Annotated in this window: 20 protein-coding genes; 12 read left to right on the top strand and 8 right to left on the bottom strand. The window is 72.6% G+C overall.

Annotated elements, in window-relative coordinates:
• Nucleotides 1-132 precede the first annotated feature (132 nt).
• Nucleotides 133-2,208 carry an acyltransferase family protein gene (locus LP52_RS05975; RefSeq protein ID WP_193789956.1) on the bottom strand — a complete coding sequence of 692 codons (2,076 nt, stop codon included), beginning with the start codon at nucleotides 2,206-2,208 and terminating at the stop codon, nucleotides 133-135.
• 243 nt (nucleotides 2,209-2,451) lie between these two features.
• Between LP52_RS05975 and LP52_RS05970 the strand changes: the two genes are divergently transcribed.
• Complete coding sequence (locus LP52_RS05970) at nucleotides 2,452-3,246, top strand: Mut7-C RNAse domain-containing protein (protein WP_052809493.1); 795 nt, start codon at nucleotides 2,452-2,454, stop codon at nucleotides 3,244-3,246.
• A gap of 407 nt (nucleotides 3,247-3,653) precedes the next feature.
• A complete protein-coding gene (locus tag LP52_RS05965) occupies nucleotides 3,654-4,175 on the top strand; it encodes a hypothetical protein (RefSeq protein WP_040271391.1) in 522 nt (173 codons plus the stop codon).
• 107 nt (nucleotides 4,176-4,282) lie between these two features.
• Here the strand turns inward: LP52_RS05965 and LP52_RS05960 are convergent, their stop codons facing one another.
• Entirely contained in the window at nucleotides 4,283-5,308 is a 1,026-nt protein-coding gene (locus tag LP52_RS05960; protein WP_040271389.1) for a LacI family DNA-binding transcriptional regulator, read from the bottom strand.
• Between the two features lie 538 nt (nucleotides 5,309-5,846).
• Between LP52_RS05960 and LP52_RS05955 the strand changes: the two genes are divergently transcribed.
• The 7 genes from LP52_RS05955 to LP52_RS25655 all read left to right on the top strand — a co-directional run bounded on the left by LP52_RS05955 (nucleotide 5,847) and on the right by LP52_RS25655 (nucleotide 14,845).
• Entirely contained in the window at nucleotides 5,847-8,069 is a 2,223-nt protein-coding gene (locus LP52_RS05955; protein WP_238580747.1) for an AbfB domain-containing protein, read from the top strand.
• 284 nt (nucleotides 8,070-8,353) lie between these two features.
• Complete coding sequence (locus tag LP52_RS05950; protein WP_040271386.1) at nucleotides 8,354-9,463, top strand: ABC transporter substrate-binding protein; 1,110 nt, start codon at nucleotides 8,354-8,356, stop codon at nucleotides 9,461-9,463.
• A gap of 60 nt (nucleotides 9,464-9,523) precedes the next feature.
• Nucleotides 9,524-11,140 carry a sugar ABC transporter ATP-binding protein gene (locus tag LP52_RS05945; RefSeq protein ID WP_052809492.1) on the top strand — a complete coding sequence of 539 codons (1,617 nt, stop codon included), beginning with the start codon at nucleotides 9,524-9,526 and terminating at the stop codon, nucleotides 11,138-11,140.
• Nucleotides 11,137-12,099, top strand: a complete 963-nt coding sequence (locus tag LP52_RS05940; protein WP_040271385.1) for an ABC transporter permease — start codon at nucleotides 11,137-11,139, stop codon at nucleotides 12,097-12,099. The genes LP52_RS05945 and LP52_RS05940 overlap by 4 nt, the downstream gene beginning before the upstream one ends.
• Complete coding sequence (locus tag LP52_RS05935) at nucleotides 12,096-13,148, top strand: ABC transporter permease (protein WP_084722940.1); 1,053 nt, start codon at nucleotides 12,096-12,098, stop codon at nucleotides 13,146-13,148. The genes LP52_RS05940 and LP52_RS05935 overlap by 4 nt, the downstream gene beginning before the upstream one ends.
• 294 nt (nucleotides 13,149-13,442) lie before the next feature.
• Nucleotides 13,443-14,036 carry a hypothetical protein gene (locus LP52_RS05930; protein ID WP_040271384.1) on the top strand — a complete coding sequence of 198 codons (594 nt, stop codon included), beginning with the start codon at nucleotides 13,443-13,445 and terminating at the stop codon, nucleotides 14,034-14,036.
• A 50-nt stretch (nucleotides 14,037-14,086) separates the two neighbouring features.
• Complete coding sequence (locus LP52_RS25655) at nucleotides 14,087-14,845, top strand: hypothetical protein (protein ID WP_052809491.1); 759 nt, start codon at nucleotides 14,087-14,089, stop codon at nucleotides 14,843-14,845.
• 160 nt (nucleotides 14,846-15,005) lie between these two features.
• On the opposite strand, the gene LP52_RS05920 is transcribed toward LP52_RS25655, so the two are convergent.
• The gene (locus LP52_RS05920; RefSeq protein WP_084722939.1) at nucleotides 15,006-15,860 is read right to left on the bottom strand and encodes an NAD(P)H-dependent oxidoreductase; all 855 of its coding nucleotides are present in this window, start codon (nucleotides 15,858-15,860) and stop codon (nucleotides 15,006-15,008) included.
• Between the two features lie 274 nt (nucleotides 15,861-16,134).
• Between LP52_RS05920 and LP52_RS05915 the strand changes: the two genes are divergently transcribed.
• Together LP52_RS05915 and LP52_RS05910 are read left to right on the top strand one after the other, a co-directional pair.
• Nucleotides 16,135-16,620 (top strand): acyl-CoA thioesterase, encoded by a 486-nt coding sequence (locus LP52_RS05915; protein ID WP_084722951.1) that lies wholly within the window; start codon nucleotides 16,135-16,137, stop codon nucleotides 16,618-16,620.
• Between the two features lie 70 nt (nucleotides 16,621-16,690).
• Nucleotides 16,691-17,836 (top strand): zinc-binding dehydrogenase, encoded by a 1,146-nt coding sequence (locus tag LP52_RS05910; RefSeq protein WP_040271536.1) that lies wholly within the window; start codon nucleotides 16,691-16,693, stop codon nucleotides 17,834-17,836.
• Nucleotides 17,837-17,944: 108 nt separating this feature from the next.
• Here LP52_RS05910 and LP52_RS05905 read toward each other — a convergent pair whose 3' ends face one another.
• Nucleotides 17,945-18,598, bottom strand: a complete 654-nt coding sequence (locus LP52_RS05905) for a DJ-1/PfpI family protein (RefSeq protein WP_040271383.1) — start codon at nucleotides 18,596-18,598, stop codon at nucleotides 17,945-17,947.
• A 132-nt stretch (nucleotides 18,599-18,730) separates the two neighbouring features.
• On the bottom strand, nucleotides 18,731-19,714 hold the full coding sequence (locus tag LP52_RS05900) for a GlxA family transcriptional regulator (RefSeq protein WP_040271382.1): 984 nt from the start codon (nucleotides 19,712-19,714) through the stop codon (nucleotides 18,731-18,733).
• Between the two features lie 178 nt (nucleotides 19,715-19,892).
• On the opposite strand from LP52_RS05900, the gene LP52_RS05895 reads away from it, so the two are divergent.
• Nucleotides 19,893-20,510, top strand: a complete 618-nt coding sequence (locus LP52_RS05895) for a TetR/AcrR family transcriptional regulator (protein WP_040271381.1) — start codon at nucleotides 19,893-19,895, stop codon at nucleotides 20,508-20,510.
• A gap of 97 nt (nucleotides 20,511-20,607) precedes the next feature.
• On the opposite strand, the gene LP52_RS05890 is transcribed toward LP52_RS05895, so the two are convergent.
• Genes LP52_RS05890 through LP52_RS05880 form a run of 3 tightly spaced genes read right to left on the bottom strand, consistent with a single transcriptional unit; the run spans nucleotide 20,608 to nucleotide 24,208 of the window.
• Nucleotides 20,608-22,929: an ABC transporter permease gene (locus LP52_RS05890; RefSeq protein WP_157036223.1), complete on the bottom strand. Its 2,322-nt coding sequence runs from the start codon at nucleotides 22,927-22,929 to the stop codon at nucleotides 20,608-20,610.
• A gap of 23 nt (nucleotides 22,930-22,952) precedes the next feature.
• The gene (locus LP52_RS05885; protein ID WP_052809488.1) at nucleotides 22,953-23,687 is read right to left on the bottom strand and encodes an ABC transporter ATP-binding protein; all 735 of its coding nucleotides are present in this window, start codon (nucleotides 23,685-23,687) and stop codon (nucleotides 22,953-22,955) included.
• Nucleotides 23,684-24,208, bottom strand: coding sequence for a PadR family transcriptional regulator (locus LP52_RS05880; protein WP_040271380.1), 525 nt, complete (start codon nucleotides 24,206-24,208; stop codon nucleotides 23,684-23,686). The genes LP52_RS05885 and LP52_RS05880 overlap by 4 nt, the downstream gene beginning before the upstream one ends.
• Between the last annotated feature and the right edge of the window lie 56 nt (nucleotides 24,209-24,264).

Raw genomic sequence — 24,264 nt, 5'->3', positions numbered from 1 at the left:
CACGCACCGGCACGAAGCTTCCCCGCGTGGTCGATCTCCCGGTCCGCGCATCCGCCGCCGCCTGCGGTGGCCTCGCAGGCCGCGCGGCTTCGCCGGTGGGCGGAGCCGCGCGGCCCTCCCCACATCGCGGGCCTACAGGCCGCCGAGGGCGTTCTGCGCCGCCTGTTCGAGTTCCGGGGCGAGCATCTCGGAGTAGGTGGCGGTGATGTGGTGGCTGTCGCGGTAGACCATGACGTTGCCGATCACGGGGAGGCAGGTGGCGCCGGTGCAGAACTGGTCGGTGAGGTCGACGACCTCGACGTCGGAGTCGTGCTCGGCGGCGATCAGCTGCGGGTCCTCGTTGGAGAAGGCCTCCTCGGCCGGCTTCTCGCACTTCGACAGGTCGTCGCTGTGCAGTGACACGCACTCGGGCAGACGCGTGGCCATGCGGGGGTTGTCGCGGATGGCGACGACCTCGGTACCGGCGTCCTCAAGCGGTCCCCACAGCCGGTTCATGCCGGCGGCGATGTCGACGGCACCCTCGGACTGGGTGGCCGCCGAGGCCGCCTTGTTGTTGGCGCTGGAGGTGGTGAACAGGATGTCGGGCTCGACCTCACCGGTCAGTTCGTCGAGCAGAGCCTCGTTCCACTCCGTGCACTTGCCGTAGTCGTTGCCGTTGCGCTCCATCGTGGTGAGGGTGAAGGAGCACGACGACTTGGCGTAGACGTGCAACTGCCAGCCGCGCTCCTCGGCGATCTTGCGCAGTGCGGGGGCCCATTGGGCCGCGTGGGAGTCGCCCGTCAGCGCGACGGTGGTATCGGCGTCGTCGGGGCCGTAGACGCACGACTGCAGCTTCGTCGCCCCGGGATCGGCCTGGCATTCGCTCCAGACGTCGGGAAGGTCGTCGCCCGCGGCCACCGGCGAGGGGTACAGCTGCGCATCGCCCGAGCCCGCAGGCTCCGACGTGCCCAGTGCAGCCGGGCCCACATGCTGCACCGGATCGAACTCCACGTTCTGCAGCCACTCGTACCGCGCCATCTGACCGGCGCCGATCAAGCCGACCACCACCGCGGCGGCCACCGCGAAGGACGCCGCGTGCCTGCCCGAGCGCAGCAGCCCCCACCGGCGCACCGGATCCTCCACGGCCACCTTCGTGGCCCAGGCCAGCAGCACAGAGACCACCACCGCCAGCCCCGCATACAGCGGCTCCAGCTCCGACGATCCCGTCAGCACCAGCGCGAACACGATCACCGGCCAGTGCCACAGGTACAGCGCATAGGAGATGTCGCCGCCGAACCGCGCCGGACGGCTGGCCAGCAGCCCGTACGTGGACCAGCGGCCCCCGTTCTGCCCGGCGGCGATCACCGCCGCCGCCCCCGCGACCGGCACCAGCGCCGCCAGGCCCGGGAACGGCGTCTGATCGTTGTAGTTCAGCGCGGCATAGCCGATCGCGGCCAGCCCGGCCCAGCCCAGCACCCAGCGCGCCGCCGCCGGCCACGTGATGCGCGCGGCGGCGACCGCCAGCACGCCACCCGCGGCCAGTTCCCACATCCGCGTCTGCGGCAGGAAGTACGCCGACTCGGCATCGGAGGCGGTCAGCACCGCCGAGAACCCCAGCGACACCACGAGCACCCCGGCCGTGACCGCCAGGATCGCCCGCCGGCGCCCCCACAGCGGGCCGCCCGCCGCCCAGGCCACGAACAGCAGCGGCCAGAGCAGGTAGAACTGCTCCTCCACCGCCAGCGACCAGAAGTGCTGCACAGGGCTGGCCGCGCTCTCGGCCGCCAGATAGTCCACCGACTGGTCGGCCAGGAACAGGTTCTCCACGTACAGGGCGCTGGCCGCCAACTCCTTGGCGGTCTCGGCCAGCCGCGGCTCCGGCAGCAGCCAGAACGCGGCCAGCCCGGTGGACGCCAGCACCACGCTCGCCGCCGGCAGGATCCGCCGGATCCGGCGGATGTAGAACTGCCCCAGCGACACCCGCCCCTCGGTGCGGGCCTCGCGCAGCAGCAGCGACGTGATCAGGAAGCCGGAGATGACGAAGAAGACGTCGACGCCGACGTAACCGCCGGGCAGCAGGTCGTGGTCGACGTGGTAGACGAGCACGAGCGCGACCGCCACGGCGCGCAGCCCCTGCACCTCGGGCAGGAACCGTCGTTCGGAGCCGCCGGCCGGAGGGGCGGCGACGGTATTGCGTGCAGACTGTACGTTAGTAGTCACGGATCGCATTTCCGGACGGGAATACAGGGTCAGGCCCGGATGGGGATGCACCGAGCACCCCCATCGTGTCGTGACGCCCTCGTTACATTCAAGGCGTTACCGGGGTTTTATGTGAATCCTCTCAGGATCATGTGAATCCTCTCAGGAAAACGCAACCGCGGCGCACCGGGGGCGGCCGGACGCGGGAGCCGAGACCGCAGCGCCGGTGAGGACGGGCCCGAGCGCCCGATACGGCTCTGGCACCCTGGGGGCATGGATCGGCCCGATCGGCCCGGGGTGCGCCTGCGGTTCGCGCCTGAACTGCGGTTCTTCCTGCCCGCCCGCACCCGCGCAGCCGAGATCCGGATGGACCACGACCCCACCGCGACCCTCGGCCACGTGGTCCAGTCGACGGGGGTGCCGCTGACCGAGGTCGGCCGCCTGCTCGCGGACGGGCGCTGCGTGGGCGCCGACCACCGCCCCGCCCCCGGCACGACCGCGGACGTGACAACAATCACCCGCCCGCAGCGGCCGCCCTTCAGCCCGCCTCGGTTCCTGCTCGACGTGCACCTGGGAGCGCTGGCCCGCCGACTGCGCCTGGTGGGTGTGGACACCGCCTACAGCAACGACCTCGACGACGACACACTGGTCGCGATGGCCAACCGGCAGCACCGCGTGCTGCTGACCCAGGACCGCCGGCTTCTGCACCGCCGCGCGCTGGCGGCCGGGGCCTTCGTGCACGGGCAGCACCCCGACGACCAACTGCACGACGTGCTGGACCGGTTCGTACCGCCGCTGGCGCCGTGGAGCCGCTGCAGCGCGTGCAACGGGCCGCTGATCCCCGCCTTCAAAGCGGACGTCGACCACCTGCTGGAACCCGGTACCCGCAGGACCTACGACACCTTCTCCCGCTGCCGTGACTGCGGCCGCGTCTACTGGCCCGGCGCCCACCACACACGGCTGGCCGCAATCGTCGAGACCGCCCGCCGGGTCGTGGCCGCGGCGGCGGAGCAGGCGGACGGACCGGCGGGCCGAGTGCCGTCCGGATGGCGCACTTCCGAAACCTGAGATCGGATTCCCGTGAAGGACTCACCCGATTCCAGGAAACGGACACCGCTACCGAAATCCTCCGCCGCCGGAATCCCCGTTGATTTTACCGCTCGGCGGCACCCAACGCCCGGATCGCCCACACGGGCGCACCCGTGACCCGGCACTCCGCCACTCGGCCTACCTGCGTGTACTTTCAGCAGCGGAAATCCCTGCCACTCGGAAAAGCGGAATCCCGGAATCCGCGGGGTGCGCGCGGATAAACTCGGAGCACCGACGGGCCCGCCACGATCGCGGGATCCCCGATGGAACGGTGCGTTCATCCGGCCTTCCCCGCAGGCTCCGGACTTCCCGTTCCGCTTCCCGCCCTTTCTCCGCCGTGCGGCGGCACCCGCCGGTGCCCTCAGCGCTTCCTGAAAGGCACAGCCATGCCCGCAGCCACTACGTACGGCGGACACGCCGCGCCGTGGAACACCGTTCGGCCGACCGCGCCCCAGCCCGACCGGCCGGGCCCGCCCGACGATCCCGCGGCCCTCGACGCGGCCCAGAACGCCGCGCTGGCCTCCCTCATCCGCCACCTCGCCGACAGCCGGCCGGAGATCATCGCCAGCGGGCCCGCGGCCACACGTCCTCCGCAGACCGCCGAGCCCCCACCGCACGTTCACCGGCCCCGATCCGCCGGTTCCGGGCGGCCGGGCACAGCGCTCCGGAGCCCGGAACCGGAACCGCCGCTGCGCTCTCCGCACGGGTGCCCCTGCGCGCACTCGGTGCAGCCGGCCCGCGGGGCCCGGCGCGCCGAACCGCCCGCACCGCCCGGGAACCGCAGCGCACCCGACGGGCGTGGCCGAGCACGCCCGTTCCGGGACTTCGGTGGCGTCGTGGGCGCCGCCGCGGTCGCCGCGGCCACGGCCGCCCTTGTGGCACGCGTCCTGACGGTGCTCGCCCTCTAGGCTGCGGGCCGGCTTCCCGCCGAGGGGGCGAGGCTGCCGGGACGGCGTTGCCCAGGTGGTTCCCGAGGGTTCCTGCTCCGCTGCCGGAGTGGGGAACCCGCGCGCGGCTACGGCCGACCGAGGGTGCTCTCCCGGCGGATGAGGGCGAACCCCGGGCGGATGTGGCGGGGTTCGCTCTGCGCGGCCTCGGCGCCGCCGTCCAGGCGGGCCAGCAGGGCGTCCACCGCCGCCCGGGCGATCGCCTGCTTGTGCGGGGCGACGGTGGTCAGGCTGGTGGAGCAGTAGCGGCCGTCGTCTATGTCGTCGAAACCCACGACCGCGACGTCCTCGGGCACCCGCAGACCCCGCTCTGTGAGCGTTCGCATGGCGCCGATGGCGATCAGGTCGTTGTAGCAGAACACCGCGTCGGGGGCGGCGCCGGAGTCCAGGAGGCGGGCCATGGCCTGCGCGCCGTCCCCGCGCGCGTAGCCGTCGGTGGTGGCGACCAGTTCGTCGCCGCCCGCCGCGTCGGGCGACTCCGCGATCGCCGCGCGCCAGCCGCGCAGGCGCAGATGCGCCGTCCGGCGCGCGCGGCCGTGGCGGGCGCCGAGGAAGGCCACCCGGCGGCGGCCCATGTCGAGCAGGTGCCGGGTGGCGGTGCGCCCGGCGGCGACGTTGTCGATGGCGATGTGGTCGTGCGGCGCCTCGTACTCGCGCTCGCCCAGGAGCACCAGGGGCGCGTCGTTCCCCCGGGCGAGCAGGTCCTCGTTCTCCAGCTCGATGGGACTGAGGATGAGCCCGTCGATCAGCCGCGCCCGGAACCCTTGGGCGAACAGGATCTCCTGGTCGCGGCGCCCGTTGGTGTGGTCCAGCAGCACGATGTAGTCCAGCCCGGCCGCGTAGCTGATCACCGCGTCGGCGAGCTCGGCGAAATAGGGGTTGCCCAGCTCGGGCAGGGCGAGCGCGATGATCCCGGTTCGCCCCTTGCGCAGATGGCGCGCTGTGAGGTTGGGCCGGTAGCCCAGTTCGTCGATGACCTGCTGCACCCGCTGCCGGGTGGCCGGTGTGACGTGGCGGTAGCCGTTGACCACGTTCGACACGGTCTTGACCGACACGCCCGCGCGTTCGGCCACGTCTTTGAGGCTGATGCCCACAGCGCCTCCTTCGCACGCGCGCCTGCCCGCTCACATCCGTGCGCCCGGCTCCGAGCCTACGGAGCGATCGGCACGGAGCGGCGCCGGTTGAAGGCGCTTGCCGACCAGCGGACCGGCCGGGCCCTCGGTCTGCTCGGCGCTGCCCGGTGCCCGGAGTCGGTGCTGACTTTTCCATCGTTATACAACACCGAAGACCACCCCGTACATGGGCGCTGCTCACCGCATGTTCCCGCACGAACCGCGCTGCGGTGGAGGATCCGTGAACTCCACGGAGCGGCGAATCGGGGTCTGGACAGCCACCTGTGACTGTGCTCTCATCATGAATGGAACCGGGTTTCCCACGTTGTAAAACCATGGGACCTCGGTCAGCGGGCCGCGCCGGCACCCCGCTCGACCGAATCCCCCTACCCGGAGGCTTCGGATGAGACGCTTCCCGCATGACGTCGACCCCCCGTCCGCCAGACCTCGCCGCGCCTTCCGCGGCAGGCGCCCCCGCTCCACGCTGACCGCGCTGGCTGCCGCTGCCGCCGCACTGATCATGCCTCTCACGCTGGCCTCCCCCGCCGAGGCCGCCGAGTGGGCGCCGCAGGAACCCCCGCTGACCACCCCCTGGACCGACGACGTGTCGCCGGACAACGCGCTGCCCGAGTACCCGCGCCCGCAGATGGTGCGCGACCAGTGGCACAGCCTCAACGGCGAGTGGGAGTGGGCCCCGGCCGAGGAGGGCGAGGAACCGCCCATCGGCCGGTCACTCGACCGCAGCATCCTCGTCCCCTATCCCGTGGAGTCCGCGCTCTCGGGGATCGCCGAGGACACCGACCGCATGTGGTACCGCCGGACCTTCGCCGTCCCCGACTCCTGGAAGGGCCGGCACGTCAAGCTCAACTTCGACGCCGTGGACTACACGGCCGACGTGTGGGTCAACGGCACGAAGATCGGCGCCCACCGCGGCGGCTACGACAGGTTCTCCTTCGACATCACCGACGCGCTGCGCCGCGGCGAGGACAACGAGATCGTCGTGGGCGTGCACGACCCCACCGACTCGGGCCAGCAGGCGGTCGGCAAGCAGCGCAACGACCCCGGCGGCATCTTCTACACCTCCTACTCCGGTATCTGGCAGAGCGTGTGGATGGAGCCGGTCGCGCCGGCGCACACCACCCGAGTCGACCTCACGCCCGACGTGTCCGGCGAGAAGCTGGACGCGGTGGTCCGCGCCGCAGGCGCCGGCGGGGCGACAGCGCAGGTGACGGTGCGCGACGGCGACGAGGTCGTGGGAAGGGCGAGCGGCGAGCCCGGCTCCCGGATCGAGGTGCCGGTGCCCGATCCGCACCTGTGGTCGCCCGACGACCCGTTCCTCTACGACGTGGAGGTCGCGCTCAAGCGCGGCTCCAAGGTCCGCGACCGGGTCGAGAGCTATGCGGGCATGCGCTCCGTCGGCACCGAGATGGTGGACGGAGTGCGGCGCATGACGCTCAACGGCGAGTACGTCTTCCAGATGGGTCCGCTCGACCAGGGTTACTGGCCCGACGGGATCTCCACCGCGCCCACCGACGAGGCCCTGAAGTTCGACATCAAGGCGGCCAAGGACCTCGGCTTCAACACCATCCGCAAGCATGTCAAGGTCGAGCCGGACCGCTGGTACTACTGGGCCGACCGCATGGGCATGCTGGTGTGGCAGGACATGCCGTCCATGGCGCACAACCCCGACCAAGCCGCGCGCGACCGGTACGAGCACGAACTGCGCGAGATGGTCGACCAGCACCGCAGCTTCCCCTCGATCACCCAGTGGATCCCCTTCAACGAGGGATGGGGCCAGTACGACGGCGCCCGCATCGCCGAGGAGGTCAAGCGGACGGACCCCTCGCGGCTGGTCACCGGCGCCTCGGGCTGGCACGACACCGGCAACGGCGACGTCGTCGACTCCCACATCTACGTCGGCCCCGGCGATCCCGCTCCGGCCACCGACTCGCGCGCCTCCGTGCTGGGCGAGTACGGCGGCCTGGGCCTGCGGGTCGACGGCCACGAGTGGAGTCCCGGAAACGGGTTCGGCTACGAGATGGTCTCCGACAGCGAATCGCTGACCTCCCGCTATGTCGGCCTGACCGCGGGGCTCCAGCGGCTGGAACGCACCAACGGGCTCTCCGCGGCGATCTACACCGAGATCACCGATGTGGAGAACGAGCTCAACGGCCTGTGGACCTACGACCGGCAGCGGGTCAAGGTCGACGAGCCCCGGATCCGGGAGGCGCACGAGGACCTGATCGCGGGCCGCCCGGTCGGCGGGGAAGCCGAGCTGCCGACGGGCGAGCACTCGCTGCGGGTCACCACATCCGGCCACGACGACCGCTACATCCGCCACCGGGACGCGCTCGGATTCACCTCGGTGGTCGACGAGTCAAGCTCCGACCTGCTCAAGCAGGACGCGACGTGGAGGATCGTGCCCGGCCTGGCCGACGACACGTGCTACTCCCTCGAATCGGTGAACTACCCCGACGAGTACCTGCGCCACCGCGCATCCCGCGTACGGCGCGAGGCGCCCGACGGCTCCGAGCTCTACCGCGAGGACGCCACCTGGTGCGCGGCGCCCGGCCTGTCCGGCTCGGGGGTCTCGCTGCGCTCCTACAACTTCCCCGACCAGTTCCTGCGCCACTACGAAGAGGAACTCTGGCTCGCCGGTGTCGGCGGTCCCGAGCCCTATGAGACGGCACAGGACTTCGACGCGGACGCGACCTGGGCGATCGAGGAGCCCTGGGCCGAGTAGTCCCCCCGACCGCGCACCGGCCCGGCCTGACCGGCCGGACGGCGCCGCGGCGGCGCGGCCGGAGGGCGGTGGGGACCCGCCTTCCGACCGCACCGGTGCCGCCCGCCCGTGACCCGGCGGGCGGCACCGGCCCCGGAGTCCGCGGGGGCGCGCCCCGTCGATCCGCGCTCCGCCCCGACCCCGCCGACCCGCCCGAGTCCCCGTCCGTCCGCACCCCGCTCGGCTGATTCGCGCGCCGCGCGACCCGACCGGCTCACACATCCCTTCTCCGGTGGAGGCTGGAAATGGCAATCGACCCCTCCGACCGCGCCGAGCGCGCCCCGCGCCGCACGGCTACGGTCCTCACCGCGGCCGGCTGCACAGCGCTGGCGCTCCTGGCGGCGTCCTGCGCACGCGGCGAGGACGAGGCCGCAGGCGGCCAGGACGGCGGCGACACCGCCGCCCAGGCCCAGGTGCTCGAAGACGCCGCGGGCAGCGGCGAGACCTGCTCGGCCGAGCAGGCCGGCATCGAGGAATTCGACCTCGCCGACATGAAGGTCGGCTTCTCCCAGTCCGAGGCGGAGTCGAACCCGTTCCGCATCACCGAGACCGCCTCCATCGAAAAGGAGGCCGAGAAGCGCGGAGTCGAGCTGATCACCTCCAACGCCCAGTCCGACTTCGCCCAGCAGATCAGCGACGTGCAGGACCTGATGTCCCAGGGGGCCGAGCTGCTGATCATCGCCCCGCTCAACTCCGACGGCTGGGAGCCGGTGCTGGCCGAGGCCGAGCGCAAGCAGGTGCCCATCGTGACCATCGACCGCCAGATCAACGGCGACGCCTGCGGGGACTACGTCACCTTCATCGGCTCCGACTTCGTGGAGCAGGGAAGGCGCGCGGCCGACCAGATGACCGAGGCCCTGGGCGGCAAGGGCGAGGTCGCCATCCTGCTGGGGGCAGCCGGCAACAACGTCACGACCGAGCGCACCAAGGGCTTCAAGGAGCGCATCGAGGAGAACGCGCCCGGCATCGAGATCGTCTTCGAGCAGACCGGCGAGTTCACCCGCGAGGGCGGCCAGTCGGTCACCGAGCAGCTCATCCAGTCCAACCCCGACATCGACGGCGTCTACGCCGAGAACGACGAGATGGGCATCGGCGCGGTCACTGCGCTGCGCGGGGCCGGCAAGGAGCCCGGCGAGGTGGAGATCGTCACGGTCGACGGCACCGAGGAGGCCGTGCAGCTCATCCTCGACGGCTGGGTCCACGGCGTCGTGGAGTCCAACCCGCGCTTCGGCCCGCTGGCCTTCGACGCCCACGAGTCCTTCGGCAAGGGCGAGGAGGTCCCCGTCGAGCTGATCATCTCCGACCGGGAGTACGACGCCGACAACGCCGAGGAAGAACGGTCCAATGCCTACTGAGCGGCGGGCGGCACCGCAGGCTGCACCGGCGACGGAGCACATGAGGAGGAGACGGTGGCGATGACCGCTACCGCAGAGCAGGGCGGGGCCGGTGCGGCCGGTCCCGTCCTGCGGACCCGCGGACTCACCAAGCGGTTCCCCGGGGTGCTGGCCCTCGACGGCGTCGACTTCGACCTCTCCCACGGCGAGGTGCACGCCCTGGTCGGCGAGAACGGGGCGGGCAAGTCGACGCTGATCAAGGTTCTCACCGGCGTGTACGCCCCCGACGGCGGGGAGATGCGCTATCGCGGGGAGGCCGTCCGATTCGACGCGCCGCTGCGCGCGCAGCAGGCCGGGATCTCCACCATTTACCAGGAGGTCAACCTGATCCCGCTGCTCAGCGTGGCGCGCAACCTGTTCCTGGGACGCGAGCCGCGGCGCTTCGGGCTGATCGACTTCGCGCGCATGCACAGCGAGGCGGCGGGCATCCTGCGCGACTACGGGGTCGACGTCGACGTGACCCGTCCCCTGCAGGGGCTGTCCATGGGTGCCCGGCAGATGGTGGCCCTGGCCCGCGCCGTGGTCGCCGACGCCCGCGTGGTGATCATGGACGAGCCGACGTCGTCCCTGGAGCCCCGTGAGGTCGAGACGCTGTTCTCGGTGATCGGCGGCCTGCGCGAGCGCGGCATCACGGTGGTCTACGTCAGCCACCGGCTGGACGAGCTGTACCGGATCTGCGACCGCGTCACCGTGTTGCGCGACGGCCGGGTGGTCCACACGGGCGCGCTGGCCGACCTGGATCGGCTGGGGCTCATCTCGCTCATGCTCGGGCGGGATGCCAAGGAGGTCGAGCGCCAGGGCGCCACCACCTTCGGCGGTCCGCACGAGCGGCGCGCCGAGGAGCCGGTGCTGGTCGCCGACGGCCTGCGGGACCGGCGGCGACTGCACGGCGTCTCCCTGGCGATCCGCCCCGGCGAGGTGCTGGGGCTGGGCGGACTGCTGGGGTCGGGCCGCACCGAGACGGCCCGCGCGATCGCCGGGGCGATGCCGCTGCGGTCGGGCCGGATCACGGTGGCGGGCGTCCCGCTGCGCCGCCGGTCCACGGCCGCGGCCATCGCCGCCGGTGTCAGCATGCTGCCCGAGGACCGCAAGAGCGAGGGCATCATCCCCGAACTGTCGGTGCGGGAGAACATCGCGCTGGCGGCGATGCCGCGGCTGTCCCGGTTCGGGCTGGTCTCCGAGCGTCGGATCGACCGGGTGGTGGACGTGTTCGTCGAGCGGCTGCGCATCAAGTCGGCCGGCACCCGGCAGAAGGTCGCCGAGCTCTCCGGCGGCAACCAGCAGAAGGTGCTGCTGGCCCGCTGGCTGGCGCTCGATCCCAAGGTGCTGCTCCTCGACGAGCCCACGCGCGGCATCGACGTCGGCGCCAAGGCGGAGGTGCAGCGCCTGGTCGACGAACTCGCCGCCGAAGGGCTCGGCGTTCTGCTGATCTCCTCGGACCTGGAGGAACTCATCGAAGGCGCCGACAGGGTCGTGGTGCTCAAGGACGGCGCCGTCGTGGACGAGCTGAGCGGCGAGGAGGTCAGCGAAGGCGCGCTGATGCGGGCCATCGCCGCCGGCGACGGGGACGCCGCTGCGACGGACGCTGCCGCAGAAGCCGCAGAGGAAGGGTCCGCCGGCGCAGAGGGGGTCCGATGACCGCGATCGGCATGCCCGCGGTGCGCGTCGATCGCACGCGGGCCGTTCCCTGGCTGCAGGAGTACGGCGTCTACATCGGCGTGGCGGCCCTGCTGGTCTTCAATCTCGTCTTCACCCCGCACTTCCTCTCGCTGGAGAACTTCCGCACCCAGGCGGTGCAGGTCACCCCGGTACTCATCCTGTCCCTGGGGATGGCGCTGGTGATCGCCACCGGCGGCATCGACCTGTCGGTGGGGTCGGTGATGGCGCTTTCGGCGGCGATGATCTCGCTCTACCTGGGGTACGGGCCGGTGGTCGCCGTCCTGGTGGCGCTCGTGGCGGGTGCGGCGGCGGGCGCGGTCAACGGCGCGTTGGTGGCCTTCGCCGGAGTCCAGGCCATCGTCGCGACACTGGCGATGATGATCGGCGGCCGCGGGCTGTCGCTGGTGCTGCTGCCCCAGCTCGACGGCATCCGCAATCCCGGCATCCGCGAGCTGGGCGCCGGCGAGGCGCTCGGCGTGCCCTACCTGGTGTGGATATCGGCGGTGCTCGTCGCGGTGGTCGTGTTCGTGGTGCGGCGCACCGTCTTCGGCCGCCGGATCGTCGCCATCGGCGGCAACCGCCGTGCGGGCGAGCTGTCCGGACTCCCGGTGCGGCGCACGCTGCTTGTCGTCTACGTGCTGTGCGGGCTGCTGGCGGCCGTCGCGGGCGTGCTGGCCACAGCGCGCCTGCAGGCCAGCGACCCCAACTCCATCGGCCGGCTGATCGAGCTGTCCGCGATCACCGCCGTGGTGGTCGGCGGCACCCCGCTGCAGGGCGGCAGGGTGCGCATCGCCGGCACGGTGGCGGGCGCGGTGCTGATGCAGCTGCTCGTGTCGACCCTGATCAAACACGATCTGCCGCCGTCGTGGACGCAGATCGCCCAGACCGCGGTGATCATCGCGGCCGTCTACGTGGCGAGGGAGCGGGGGAGGAAATGACCGCGGTGAAGAGCACGGCCGCGTCCGCAACCGGGCTCCCCGGCGGCGGGCCGGGCCGGAAAGGCGGCGTCCGCGGGCCGTTCGGCGCGGGAGGGGGCGACGGTTCGGCCGCCGAGTTCGTCCAGCGGCACGGCGCGCTTGTGGTCCTGGCGGCCGTACTGGCGGTCGCGGCGCTGACGATCGACGGCTTCTTCAGCGTGGGCAACCTCAACCACATCGCCGTCGGCGCGGCGTTCCCCGCCATCATCGCCCTTGGCATGACGTTCGTGATCATCACCGGCGGCATCGACCTGTCGGTGGGCACGGTGTTCGCGCTGGCCGGTGTGCTGGCCGCGTGGGCGTCGCAGTACGGCAGCCTGGCCGCGCTCGCTCTGCCGCTGGGGGTGTGCGGGCTGATCGGCGCGCTCAACGGAGTGCTCATCGCCAAGGCACGGCTTGCGCCGTTCATCGTCACGCTGGCGACGATGCTGGGCGCCTGGGGACTGATGCTGGCCGTATCCGACGAGGGCAGCGAAACCTACGTCGTTCCCGACGGGCTCGCCCTCACCCCGATGGTGCAGGAGCGCTTCCTGGGCATCGGCTACCCGGTGCTGCTGGTGCTCGTGCTGTTCGCCGTGGGCGGGGTGGCGCTGCGCCGCACCGGATGGGGCCAGAACCTCTACGCCGTCGGCGGCAACGAGGACGCGGCCGCGCTGATGGGGGTTCCCGTGGCGCGCACCAAGATCTCCGCCTATTCGCTCTCGGGCCTGCTGGCCGGACTGGCCGGGGCGCTGAACGCGGTGTGGCTGGGGTCGGGGGTGACCATCTTCGGAATCGGCATCGAGCTGGACGCGATCTCGGCGGTCGTCATCGGCGGCACCCTGCTGGCCGGCGGCTACGGCTTCGTCTCGGGGTCGCTGGTGGGAGTACTGCTGCTGAACGTCATCCAGAACATCATCAACGGGATCGGCGGGTTGAGTTCGGCCTTCCAGCAAGTGGTCAGCGGATCGTTCCTGATCACCGTGGTGCTGGCGCAGAACTACCTGAGCAGGCGGCGCGAGGGGAACTGAGCACGCGGGGCCCGCCGAGGCGCCGCCGGGCCCGGTCGCGGAGCGCTCCGCGACCGGGCCCGCGCGTCGGTTCACCGCCGCTCGGCACGGTAGGTACCCGGCCGCCCTCGCCCCGGCGCGGATCCGCCGTCCGCGACCGCCTTATCAGTCCAGGTAAGCATGCCGATCTCCCGATCCCCCTTGACCGGAGGATTGTCGCCGGTTTACCCGGCTCTGGTCGGGTAGCCGTGCGGTGAAGCCGCAGTGGGCCCCGCTCGATGCGGGGACCGAACCGGAACGAGGAGGCCGATCGACATGGACACCGGCCTGATAATCGTCATCGTCGTCGTTGTCGTCGCGCTGGCCGCCGTCGTGGCCGCGGGAGCGGCGTTCGCAGTGCCGTGGCAGCGCAGGCGCCGACTGCGCTCGCGCTTCGGCCCCGAGTACGACCGCGCTGTCGAGAAGCACGGCGACCGCCGCGCGGCGGAGCGCGATCTCGCCGAGCGCGAGAAGCGCCACGCCAAGCTGCAGCTGACGCCCCTTTCCGACGCCTCCCGCCGACAGTACGAGGCGGATTGGGAACGCATCCAGGAGCGGTTCGTCGACTCGCCGGGCGAGGCCGTGCGCGAGGGGCACGAGCTCCTAGCGCGGCTCATGGCCGACCGCGGATACCCCACCGAGGACGACGACCAGCGCATCACCGACCTCTCGGTCGAGCACGCCGGCACTCTCGACCGCTATCGCGAGGCCCGCGCCATCAGCGAGCGCAGCGCCGCCGGCGAAGCCACCACCGAGGACCTGCGCGCCGCGACGATGCACTACCGCGCGCTGTTCAACGAACTACTCGGCAGCGGGTCCGCCCACGATGAGTCCGGCCCCGCCGATCGCGGCGGCACCGCCGCCCGCTGACCAGTCGAAGCCGCACGGGCGCAGCGCGCCCCGCTGAAGGGAGTCCCACCATGGACAACCCGCTGAAGCGCAAGAACGAGGCCGCCGCGGATACCGCCGGCGGCGGCAGCCCGGAGCCCGCAGGCTCCGGTACCGGCGAACAGGAACCGCACCGCACAGCCGACAAGCCGACGACCGAGCCGGTCGACGGTTCCGCCGGGGCCGCGGGCGCCGTCGGCAGCGGCGGTGCCGACGCCCGGCACCGGCCGGCGGACCGCGCAGCCGGATCTCCCGCGGAAACCTCCCCCGACGGGCGTGCCTCCACCGGACCCAAGCAGGGCTCGGCCGCCTCGGAGACCGCCGAAGGGGAGGGGTCGGGCGCTTCCCGCACCGCCGCCCCCGCGGTGTCCTCCGCGCCGACCACGTCGGAAGGGTCGGAGGCCCCCGGCCCCTCGGGCGCCTCCGGCGCGACCACCGCCGTACCCGCCCAGTCCGCCCGCGGACCCGCGGACGGGCGCCCGGCGGCGGGCGGTGCGGAGGCAGACGAGCAGGGAGCCGCCCTGTTCACCCCCGAGGACGCCGAGCACCTGCAGCAGCGGTGGCGGGATGTGCAGAGCGACTTCGTCGACGACCCGCGCTCGGCCGTCGACAGCGCCGACCGGTTGGTCGACGAAATGCTGCGCACGCTCAACGAGCGGCTCGCCGCCCGCAAGCAGACGCTTGAGAAGCAGTGGTCCGGGCGATCCGACTCCGGCACGGAGGATCTGCGCACCACCATGCGCGGCTACCGCGCGTTCTTCCGGCAGCTGCTCGACGGGAGCCGGGGCTGACCGAGGCGGTGCCTCGTGGCAGGGTGCCCCAGGCCCGAGGAACCTCCGGGCGTCGCGCGGACACAACCCCATCGCCGCGGCCTTCCGGGGTGACGAGCCCCAACGGTTCCCGGAGGCCCCTCGTGGGCTGGGCGGCTCCTCGCCTGCGGAAGGCCCCGCCTCACCCGACGGGGCGGCCCGGGATGCGAGCGCCGGTTCCGTCCTTGGCCTCGGCAGGCTCCAGACGGCCGTGTGCACCGGGCTCGGCCCGGTGCACACCCAGACCCGCGCGACCTGAGGCAAGCTCCGGGCTCAGCACGAGGTCGTCGTCGTAGTCGGCGCTGTTCTCGTGCCGGTAGGCGAGAGGCTCGGCGGTGTCCAGCTCCGAGAGCCGCTTGCGCAGCTCGGCGGCGTGGACGTCGAATTCGGCGCTGCCGGCGCGATCGGCGCCGTAGACCACGAACGGCGGCAGCGCGGCGGCGCCGGTGTACCAGAAAGTGCCGTGCAGCAGCGGGAAGAGCACCTCCTCGGCCTGCCCGTGCACGCCTCGCGGTCCGAACCCGGACTCGCGCGCCCCCACCGAGGTGACGATGAGCGCGCGCTTGCCGACCAGCCCGCCGTCACCGTAGCGGCGGGTGCGGCCGCGTTCGTCCTTGAGGCCGAAGGCGAAGCCCTGCACGAGCACACGGTCGAACCAGCCCTTGAGAATCGCCGGCGGGCCGAACCACCACAGCGGGAAGTGGAAAACCAGCACGTCGGCCCATTCGATCTTCTCCTGCTCGCCGCGCACGTCCGCGCCAAGGCGCTGCTCCTGGTAAGCGCGCTCCTGGGCGTCGCCGACGAACAGCCGGTCGCAGCCCGCACCCCCGACTCCGCGGAAGTCGGCGGCGTCGACGACCGGTTTGAAGTCCATCGCGTACAGGTCGGAGACGCGGTAGTCGTGGCCGAGCTCCGTCAACTGCTCCAGTCCCTCGTCCATCAGGGAGCCGTTGAGGGAGCGCCGTTCCGGGTGCGCGAACACCCAAAGGATCTTCATACTCCGATCCTGCCTCATCCCCTCTTGCCGCCACCACGAGGCACCACGCATACGCGTTCTCGAAAGCGGTGGAATGGGAATACCGGGGCCATACCAGGCGTCGGCGGAATAGGGAAAGGAGACCCCGCGAACGGATCACAGGGCGCGGACAACGGATCGTTGTACCGGGCGTTTCCGCCGAGGCGGATGCGCGCGTGCGCCCACCCCGTTCCCCCGCGCGAGCGGCGGCGCACGGAAACCTGTAGTCTCCATACCGACTGGTATGTCGTCATGGATGCGGGGGTGGCCGGTGGACGCGGCCCAGAACGCTGCGGACGGCTCGGGGGCCGGCGGCGCCGAAGGACCCGACTACGCCCACTGGACCGAGATCCCCACGCGGTGGGCCGACAACGACGCCTACGGCCACATGAACAACACGGTGCACTACGCGTTCATGGACACGGCCATCAACGCCTGGCTCGTCGAGCAGGGCGGCCTGGACTACCGCGGCGGGGACGTCATCGGCCTGTGCGTGGAGTCGCAGTGCTCCTACACCGCCGAGATCGGGTTCCCCGAGGTGCTTGCCGTCGGGCTCTCGGTGGCCCGCCTGGGCACCTCCTCGGTGCACTACCGCGTGGGGCTCTACCGGCGCGACCGGCGCACGAAGGTGGCCGAAGGACGGTTCGTGCACGTCTTCGTCGACCGCGAGACCCGCCGGCCGGTGCCCCTCGCGGGCCGGCTCCGCACCGCCCTGGAGAAGCTGCAGACGAGCGGCACGTGAACGCCGCCCGACCGAGAACAGCCGCTGCGGACCGGTCGGCCCGGAGCCGGCCGGTGGAGTGGAGGAGCCCGTGAACGCACCCGCCCCCGCCGCCGTGCGCGCCGCCGTCCTGGAGGAGATCGGCGCCGACGGCCCGTACTCCCGCTCGCGCCCGCTGCGGGTGCGCGAACTCGAACTCGCCCCGCCCGGCCCCGGCGAACTGCTGGTGCGCGTCCGCGCGGCCGGGCTGTGCCACTCCGACCTGTCTGTGGTCAACGGCGACCGTCCGCGCCCGGTGCCGATGGTGCTGGGCCACGAGGCCGCGGGCGAGGTCGTGGCTTGCGGCCCCGGCGCCCAGGACCGGTTCGCGGTCGGCGACCACGTGGTGCTCTACTTCGTCGCCCCCTGCGGCGGCTGCGCCCGCTGCATGGAGGGCCGCCCCGCGCTGTGCGTGCGCGGCGCCGCCGCCAACAACGCCGGCGACCTCGTGGGCGGCGGTCGGCGCTGGCGCGGCCCCGACGGCGAGCGGCCCGCCCACCACCTGGGCGTCTCCGCGTTCGCCGAGTACACGGTGGTTTCGGCCGACTCCGCGGTGCGCGTGGACTCCGACCTGCCCTTCGAGGTCGCCGCGCTGTTCGGATGCGCGGTGCTGACCGGTGTCGGCGCCGCGCTCAAGGCCGCCGAGGTGCGGCCGGGCGAGCGCGTGGCGGTGTTCGGGCTGGGCGGCGTAGGACTCTCGGCGCTGCTGGGCACGAACGTGGCGGGTGCGGCACAGATCATCGGTGTCGACCCGGTGGAGGCCAAGCGCGATCTGGCGGCGCGGCTGGGCGCCACCGACCGGCTGCAGGGCGGCCCGGACGCGGTGGAGGCCGTGCGCGAACTGACCGGGGGCGGCGCCGACAAGATCGTCGACACCACCGGTAACCCCGACGTGCTCGCCCAGGCCTACCTCGCGACGCGCCCGGGCGGCACCACCGTCACCGTCGGGCTGCCCCACCCCGACCGGCACGTGTCGATCCCGGCGGTCACCCTGGCCGCCCAGGAGCGCACCCTGCGCGGCAGCTACCTCGGCTCGGGGGTGCCCGCCCGCGACATCCCCACCTACATCTCCCTCTACCGGCGCGGCATGCTGCCGGTCACCGAGCTTCTGTCCGGGCGCCTGGGCCTGGAGGAGGTCAACGAGGGATTCGACCGCCTGGCCTCGGGCGAGGCCGTGCGCCAGGTAGTCGAGCTCTAGGGCCATCGGACCGGGTCGGCCCTGCCGTTTCCGGCGGGACCGGCCCGGCGGGCGACTCCGGGACGCGGTGTGGACACGCGCACCGGGCGCACCGCCGAGCGCCCCCTCCTACTTCCGCCCGGAGAGGCCTGCCAACCGCTCGCGGACCGCGGCCGCCACCGCATCGGGCGCCTTGTGCGGAGCACCCGCGTCGAACGGGGGCTGGGGATCGTACTCCGTGACGAGCTGGACCAACTGGGCGTGCCCGTCTCCGGCGATGCGGGCGATCAGGTGCAGCGACATGTCGATGCCCGAGGACACTCCGGCGGCGGTGACGTACTTGCCGTCGAAGACGACGCGCTCTTCCGCGGGCCGGGCCCCGAACGCGGGCAGGTCGTCCACCAGCGCCCAGTGCGAGGTCGCGCGGCGCCCGTCGAGGAGGCCGGCGGCGGCCAGCAGCAGCGAGCCGGTGCATACCGAAGTCGTCCAGGTGCTCGTAGCGTCCGCTGCGCGGATCCACTCCAGCATCCGGGCGTCGTCCATGTGCTCGGCCTGCCCCGGCCCGCCGGGGACCAGCAGGATGTCGGGGGCGGAATCCGCGCCCAGCGCGTCGTCCATCGCCGTGTCGGCGACCAGGTCCAGGTATCCGGTATCGGCGCGCACGGGCCCGGTGCGCTCGGCGACGAAAAACACCTTCGCCCCGGGCAGCCTGCTCAGGCCTTCGTAGGGGCCCACGGCGTCGAGAGCGGTGAAACCGTCGTACAGCAGTATGGCGATCCGCATGGCTGTTCCTCTCCTCGGTGTGTGCCCGCCCTCGGGCGTGACTGCGCCCGGACGGTTCCCGGTCGGGCTCGGCGGGTCGGCGCGTGGGCTGATCGGCGCCGGACAATCAGCGGGGCGGAGCACCCGGAGGGCTCATTCCGCCTCGGCAGGGTGCCGCGGCCGGAACCGGCGGCGGTATTCGGCCGGGCCGACGCCCAACGTGCGCAGGAACGCACGGCGCATGGCTTCGGGAGTGCCGAAACCGCACGATTGCGCGGTCTCCTCCACGCCGGCGTCCTTGTCCTCCAGGAGGCGCCGCGCCGCCTCCAGCCGGGTGCGGTCGACGTAGCGGCCCGGCGGTATGCCCACCTCCGCGGCGAAGGCCCGGGCGAACTGCCGCGGGGAGAGGCTGGCGCGCGCGGCCAGGACCTCCACGGACAGGTCGGCGGCGGGGTTCTCGACGATCCACTGCTGGATCTCCCGCAGCGGCTCGCGTCGGGCGGTCTGCGCGGCCAACTGGTTGCTGAACTGGGCCTGGTCGCCGGGTCGCCGCAGGAAGACCACCAAGTACCTGGCGATCTCCAGGGCCGCGTCGCGACCGGCGTCCTCCTCGACGACGGCCAGCGCCAGGTCGATGCCGGCGGTGACGCCCGCCGAAGTGGCGTACTTCCCGTCGCGCACGTAGACGGGGTCGGGGTCCACGTCGACGCCGGGGAACCGCTCGGCCAGTGCGGCGCACTGAGCCCAGTGGGTGGTCGCCCGCCGTCCGTCGAGCAGGCCCGCCTCGGCGAGCAGGAAGGCGCCCGTGCACACCGACAGCACCCGCTGGGCACGCGGTGCGCACTCCGCCAGCCACGCGACGACCTCGGGCTGGGGCAGCCGGGTGCCCTCGCCACCGGGGACCAGCACGACGCCGGGCTCCGATACCGATTCCAGGGCGGTGTCGGGAGTCAGCAGCAGCCCGCTGGAGGTGCGCACCGGCGCGCCGCCCGGGGATGCGGTGCGGACGTCGTAGGGCCGCGGCCTGCCCCGGCTCGCGCACAGGTTGTTCGCGCCGGTGAAGACCTCCACGGGGCCTGTCACGTCCAGGCTCTGGACCTGTGGGAAGAGCACGGCGAGCAGCGTCGGAGGGGCCATGTCCACATGCTCGCCGCGAATGCGGGCGTCTGCAACGACAGGTTGCCCACCTTTTCTGCCACGCGTACCGGAGAGGGCCCCGGCGGGCGGCGCTGAAGCCGGGGCGGGGTTCGCTAACGTGGAGGCGTACAGCCCGGGCCGGGGCGGCCGCTGCGCCCCGCTCGACGGAAGGGCGCACATGGCACGCAGGACCGGGACCCGCACGGGCGGGCGCGAAGGTGCCTGGCAGTGGAGCCGTACCGCCCACACCCGCCGCGTCCTGCTGGAGGCCGCCCGCGAGGTCTTCGCCGAGAAGGGCTTCGCCGATGCCGCCGTCGCCGACATGGTCGAGCGGGCGGGTTCCAGCGTCGGCAGCCTCTATCACCACTTCGGCGGCAAGACCGAGCTGTTCATGGCCCTGTGGGAGGACCAGCAGGCCACCGACGAGGAGCAGGCCGCCGGCGCCGTCGCCCAGGCGCGTGCCGAGGGCGAGCAGGATCCGCTCGAACTGTTCATCGCGGGGGCGCGGGCCTTCCTCGACGACTCCTGGCAGCGCCGCGACGTGGGTCTGCTGCTGCTCACCGGCGACGGGCCGCCCGGCTTCGACGTGCGGCGCCGCGAAGGCAGCAGGGAGTGGGTGCGCCAGAACTCCGTGCTGCTTCAGGCCGGCGACTCCGCACTGGAACGCCTCACCGTCAGCGTGCTGACCGCGATCATCGGCGAGGCGCGCCGCGAGATCGTGGTCGCCGACTCCCGGGAAGAGGCCGACCGGCTCATCGAGGCGGCCATCGGCCTGATCCGGCGCCTGGGGCGGTAGCGAGCGGCTGGGGCGTCCCCGCGTGGAGCATGCGGTCCGCGTCCCGGTCGGCCGTGCGGCGGGACGCCCGGGAGGAGGGACCGGGCGTCCCGCCGCCCTACTCCGCCCGAAGGTTCTCCGGGCGGATGGCCTTGGCCAGAGCGGGCAGGCTGAGCACCGTCACCGACAGGACGACCGCTGCCGACGCGGCGGTGATCGCGGCGATCCCCCCGATGTCGAAGGCAACGGGGACCTCGGCGATGCGCAGCAGCGCAGCGCCCAGCGGGACCCCGACCGCCAGGGATACGGCCAGGCCGACGGCGAGCGGGATCGTCGCCTGCGCCAGCACCGACAGCGCAAGGGTCCGCCGGTCCACCCCCGAAGCCGCGAGCACCGCCAGCTCCCGCTTGGTGCCCCGTAGCCGCTCGACGGCGGATATCACCAGGCCCAGGCCGACCACGAGAAGGGATGCTCCGACCCCTGCCGTCACCAGCGCGCCGATCCGATCCAGCTCGCGCTCGCGCTCGCTGTCGGACGTCTGCCCGATAACCGTGGTGCCCATCGGGCTGAGTTCGGCGACCGCGTTGCGGGCCTCCTCGACGGCCCGGGGTGTCAGCGGGTCGAGGCCGAAGACCGCCGAGACGCCGGAACGCGGCAGGTCCGCGCCGGCCACGGCGCCAGGGGTCGCCAGCACCGATCCGGGTACCGGGTCCTCCCCGAGTCCGCTCGGGTCGCGTGGTGCGACGCTCCGCTTCACCTCGGGCAGCTCCCACGTGGCCGCGCCGTCGGCGTCGGGGATGCGCAGCCGTTGGCCCTCCTCCACCCGTGTCGACGTCCCCTCGACGGCGAAGACGTCGCCGTCCGAGCATTCGCCGATCCGGGCGTGGTCGCGCAGCGCCGAACAGCTTCCCACGCGCAGCGAAACCGGATCGTTCGGGCCCTCGATGTGCCAATACTCGACGACGGCGCGCGCGTCCCGTACCTGCGGCACAGCGCTCAGCCGCTCGGCGACCTCGGCTGCCCCCGCCGGAGGCAGCTCGGGTACGTCCGTGCGGTAGACGCGCTCCCCGGGAACGGGCTCTTCGTCGGCATAACGCATCTGGATCCCGGCGAAGAGGGTCTGCAGCGCGACGGCGCCCGTCACGATCACCACGAGCCCGACCACGGCCCGGCTCTCCGCGGCCCCGTCGGCCTGCAGCCGGCGCACCGCCAGCAGCCAGGGCACGCCTCCGCGGCGCGCCCGAGAGACCGCGACCTGGAACAGCCACGGCGTCACCAGGCCCGCACCCAGCAGAACCAGCAGGACGCCGCCGACTACCGCGGTCTCAGGCACCCGCCCGAACCGGCCGGGGTCGGCACCGATCGAGGACAGCAGCAGTGCCGTGCCGCCCGTTAGGAGGGCCGCGCGCCACCACAGCCTGCGACGCGGCCACGAGGCGCGCCGCGCCGCTGCAAGCGGGTCGGCGGCCGCACGGGCAGTGGAGACGAGGGTGACCCCGACCGCGAGGGCCACCGCCCCGATCGGGATCGCGACCGCGAGCAGTGGGTGGGGGACGATGTCGGCGGCGAACCCGCTCACGCCGCCGACCTGCACCGACGGCACGAGCCCGCGCAACGGGAAGAACAGTGCGAACCCTGCGGCGGTGCCGACGAGGGCACCGATCAGGGTCTCGCCGCAGGCGGTCCGCGCAGCCGTCCACCGATCGGCGCCGAGTAGCCGCAGCACCGCGAGTCGGCGGTCCCGCCGGTCCGCCCCGAAGCGCAGGGCCGCCGCTACGAACACCCCCAGCGGCAGCAGCGCCACCACGGCCCCCGTCAGCGCCAGCACCAGCGTCTCCCCACCCCGTGGGAAGTCGAATCGAGAGGTGCCGAAGCCGTCGATGCGTTCGCTCCTACCCGTCTCCTCCGATGAGAGCAGATCCGGAGCGGCACCGGCGTAGTAGGCGAGTTCGCCGGGATCCACCAGCCCTTCGTCACCGATGGTCCCGACGATGCTGTAGTCGAGCCTCTCCCGCAGCAACCGGCCCTCGGGCGAGTCGAGCAGCCGTTTCAACTCGGGGGAGACCACCATCTCACCGGGGCCGGGAAGGTCGGTCACACCGGGCGGCGCGGGCGCCCCCGGTGCCTCGGGCTCCAGCAGCCGGCCGTAGACCGACTCGCCGTGGTAGGAGGTGTCGGCATAGGCGATGAGCAGCGTCTGGTCGGTGGACTCGGGCGTCTGCCGGTCCAACTCGTAGGACCGCGCGTCGTGGCGCTCCTGGCGGGCCTCGGCCATGGTCGGCCAGGAGGCCGCGACGAGCAGAACCGCCACCGCGACGCCGATGCCGGAGGCGACCAGCGCGAGCCGGATCCACGCGTCGCGGCCGCCGGTCACCGAGAGCTGCACGCCGAGCCGGATCTCCCGGGCCCAACGCAGCGGCGCCGGCGATGCTGTGCCCACCGCGGGAGGCGGGGCCCGCCCCGTCAACCGGCGGCTCCCGGGGCGAGGTCGCGCGTCCGGCCGTCGCGGACGGTGACCTCGCGGTCGGCGTAGGCGGCGACCCGGGCCTCGTGGGTGACCAGTACCACGGCGGTGTTGCTGCGCCGCGCCGCATCGACCAGCAGCCGCATGACCTTCTCCTCGTTCAGCGAGTCGAGCGCGCCGGTGGGCTCGTCGGCGAACAGGATCGCGGGCTCGGCCACGAGCGCGCGGGCCAGACTGACGCGCTGGTACTCGCCGCCGGAGACCTCGCCGGGGCGCTGGTGGGCGGTGCCGTCCACGTCCAGGCTCTCCAGCCGTTCCCGGGCGCGCGCATCGGCGGTTCTGCGGCCGACGCCGTTGAGCCGCAGCGGCAGTGCCGTGTTCTCCAGGCAGCTCAGCTCCGGCACGAGCCCGCCGGACTGGAACAGGAAGCCGAAGTCGCCGCAGCGCAGTCCGCTGCGCTCGCTTTCCGACATCGCCCCCAGGTCGCGGCCCTCGTAGAGGATCCACCCGCGATCGGGCGCGATGATGCCGCCCAGGCAGTGCAGCAGCGTGGTCTTGCCCGACCCCGAGGCGCCCATGACCGCCACCATCTCGCCGGGATCGATGTCGAAGGAGGCTCTCTCCAGCGCCGTGGTGGGCCCGAAGGACTTGGCCAGTCCGCGGGCGGCGAGCAGGGTTCCTCCGAGGGCCTCGTCCGCGGCGGGCGGCGGCGCTTCGGTACCGGCTGCGCTCACCGGTTCACCTCCGTTGCGAGTTCGTCCAGTCGTGCCGCCGTCAGCTCCAGCCATCGCAGGTCGGCCTCCAGGTGGAAGAGGGCGTGGTCGCAGATGAGGTGCTCGGCGAGGTCGCCTTCGGTCTTGCGCCGGGTCAGCTCACGCATCGACTTCAGGTGGGCGCTGCGCTGGACCTCCAGCACATCTGCGGCGGGGCGTCCGGCCAGCAGCGCGAGGACGACCTTGGTGTAGAGCGTGCTCTGCAGGTACTGCTGCGGGGCCTCGGGGGTGCCCAGCCAGGTGTGGAGATCGGTGACACCGGAGTCGGTGATGGCATAGCGCTTGCGCTCGGGCCCATCGCCCTGCTCGGTGCCGGCGACCTCGATCAGGCCCTTCTTGAGCAGCCGCGCCAACGCGGCGTAGACCTGCCCGTAGTGCAACGGGCGATCCTGACCGAAGTGCTGATCGTAGACCCGCTTCAGGTCGTAACCGTGCGCGGGACCGTTCTCCAGCAGCCCGAGAACCGTGTGCGCGAAGGACATGGGCGGGACTATACACCCTGTCTATACATCGCGTTCATAACCCCCGCCGGCGTGGT

Origin of the sequence: Streptomonospora alba, from assembly GCF_000826685.1 — a bacterium.
Lineage (GTDB): Bacteria > Actinomycetota > Actinomycetes > Streptosporangiales > Streptosporangiaceae > Streptomonospora > Streptomonospora alba.
This window is presented reverse-complemented; position numbering and strand designations above follow the sequence as displayed.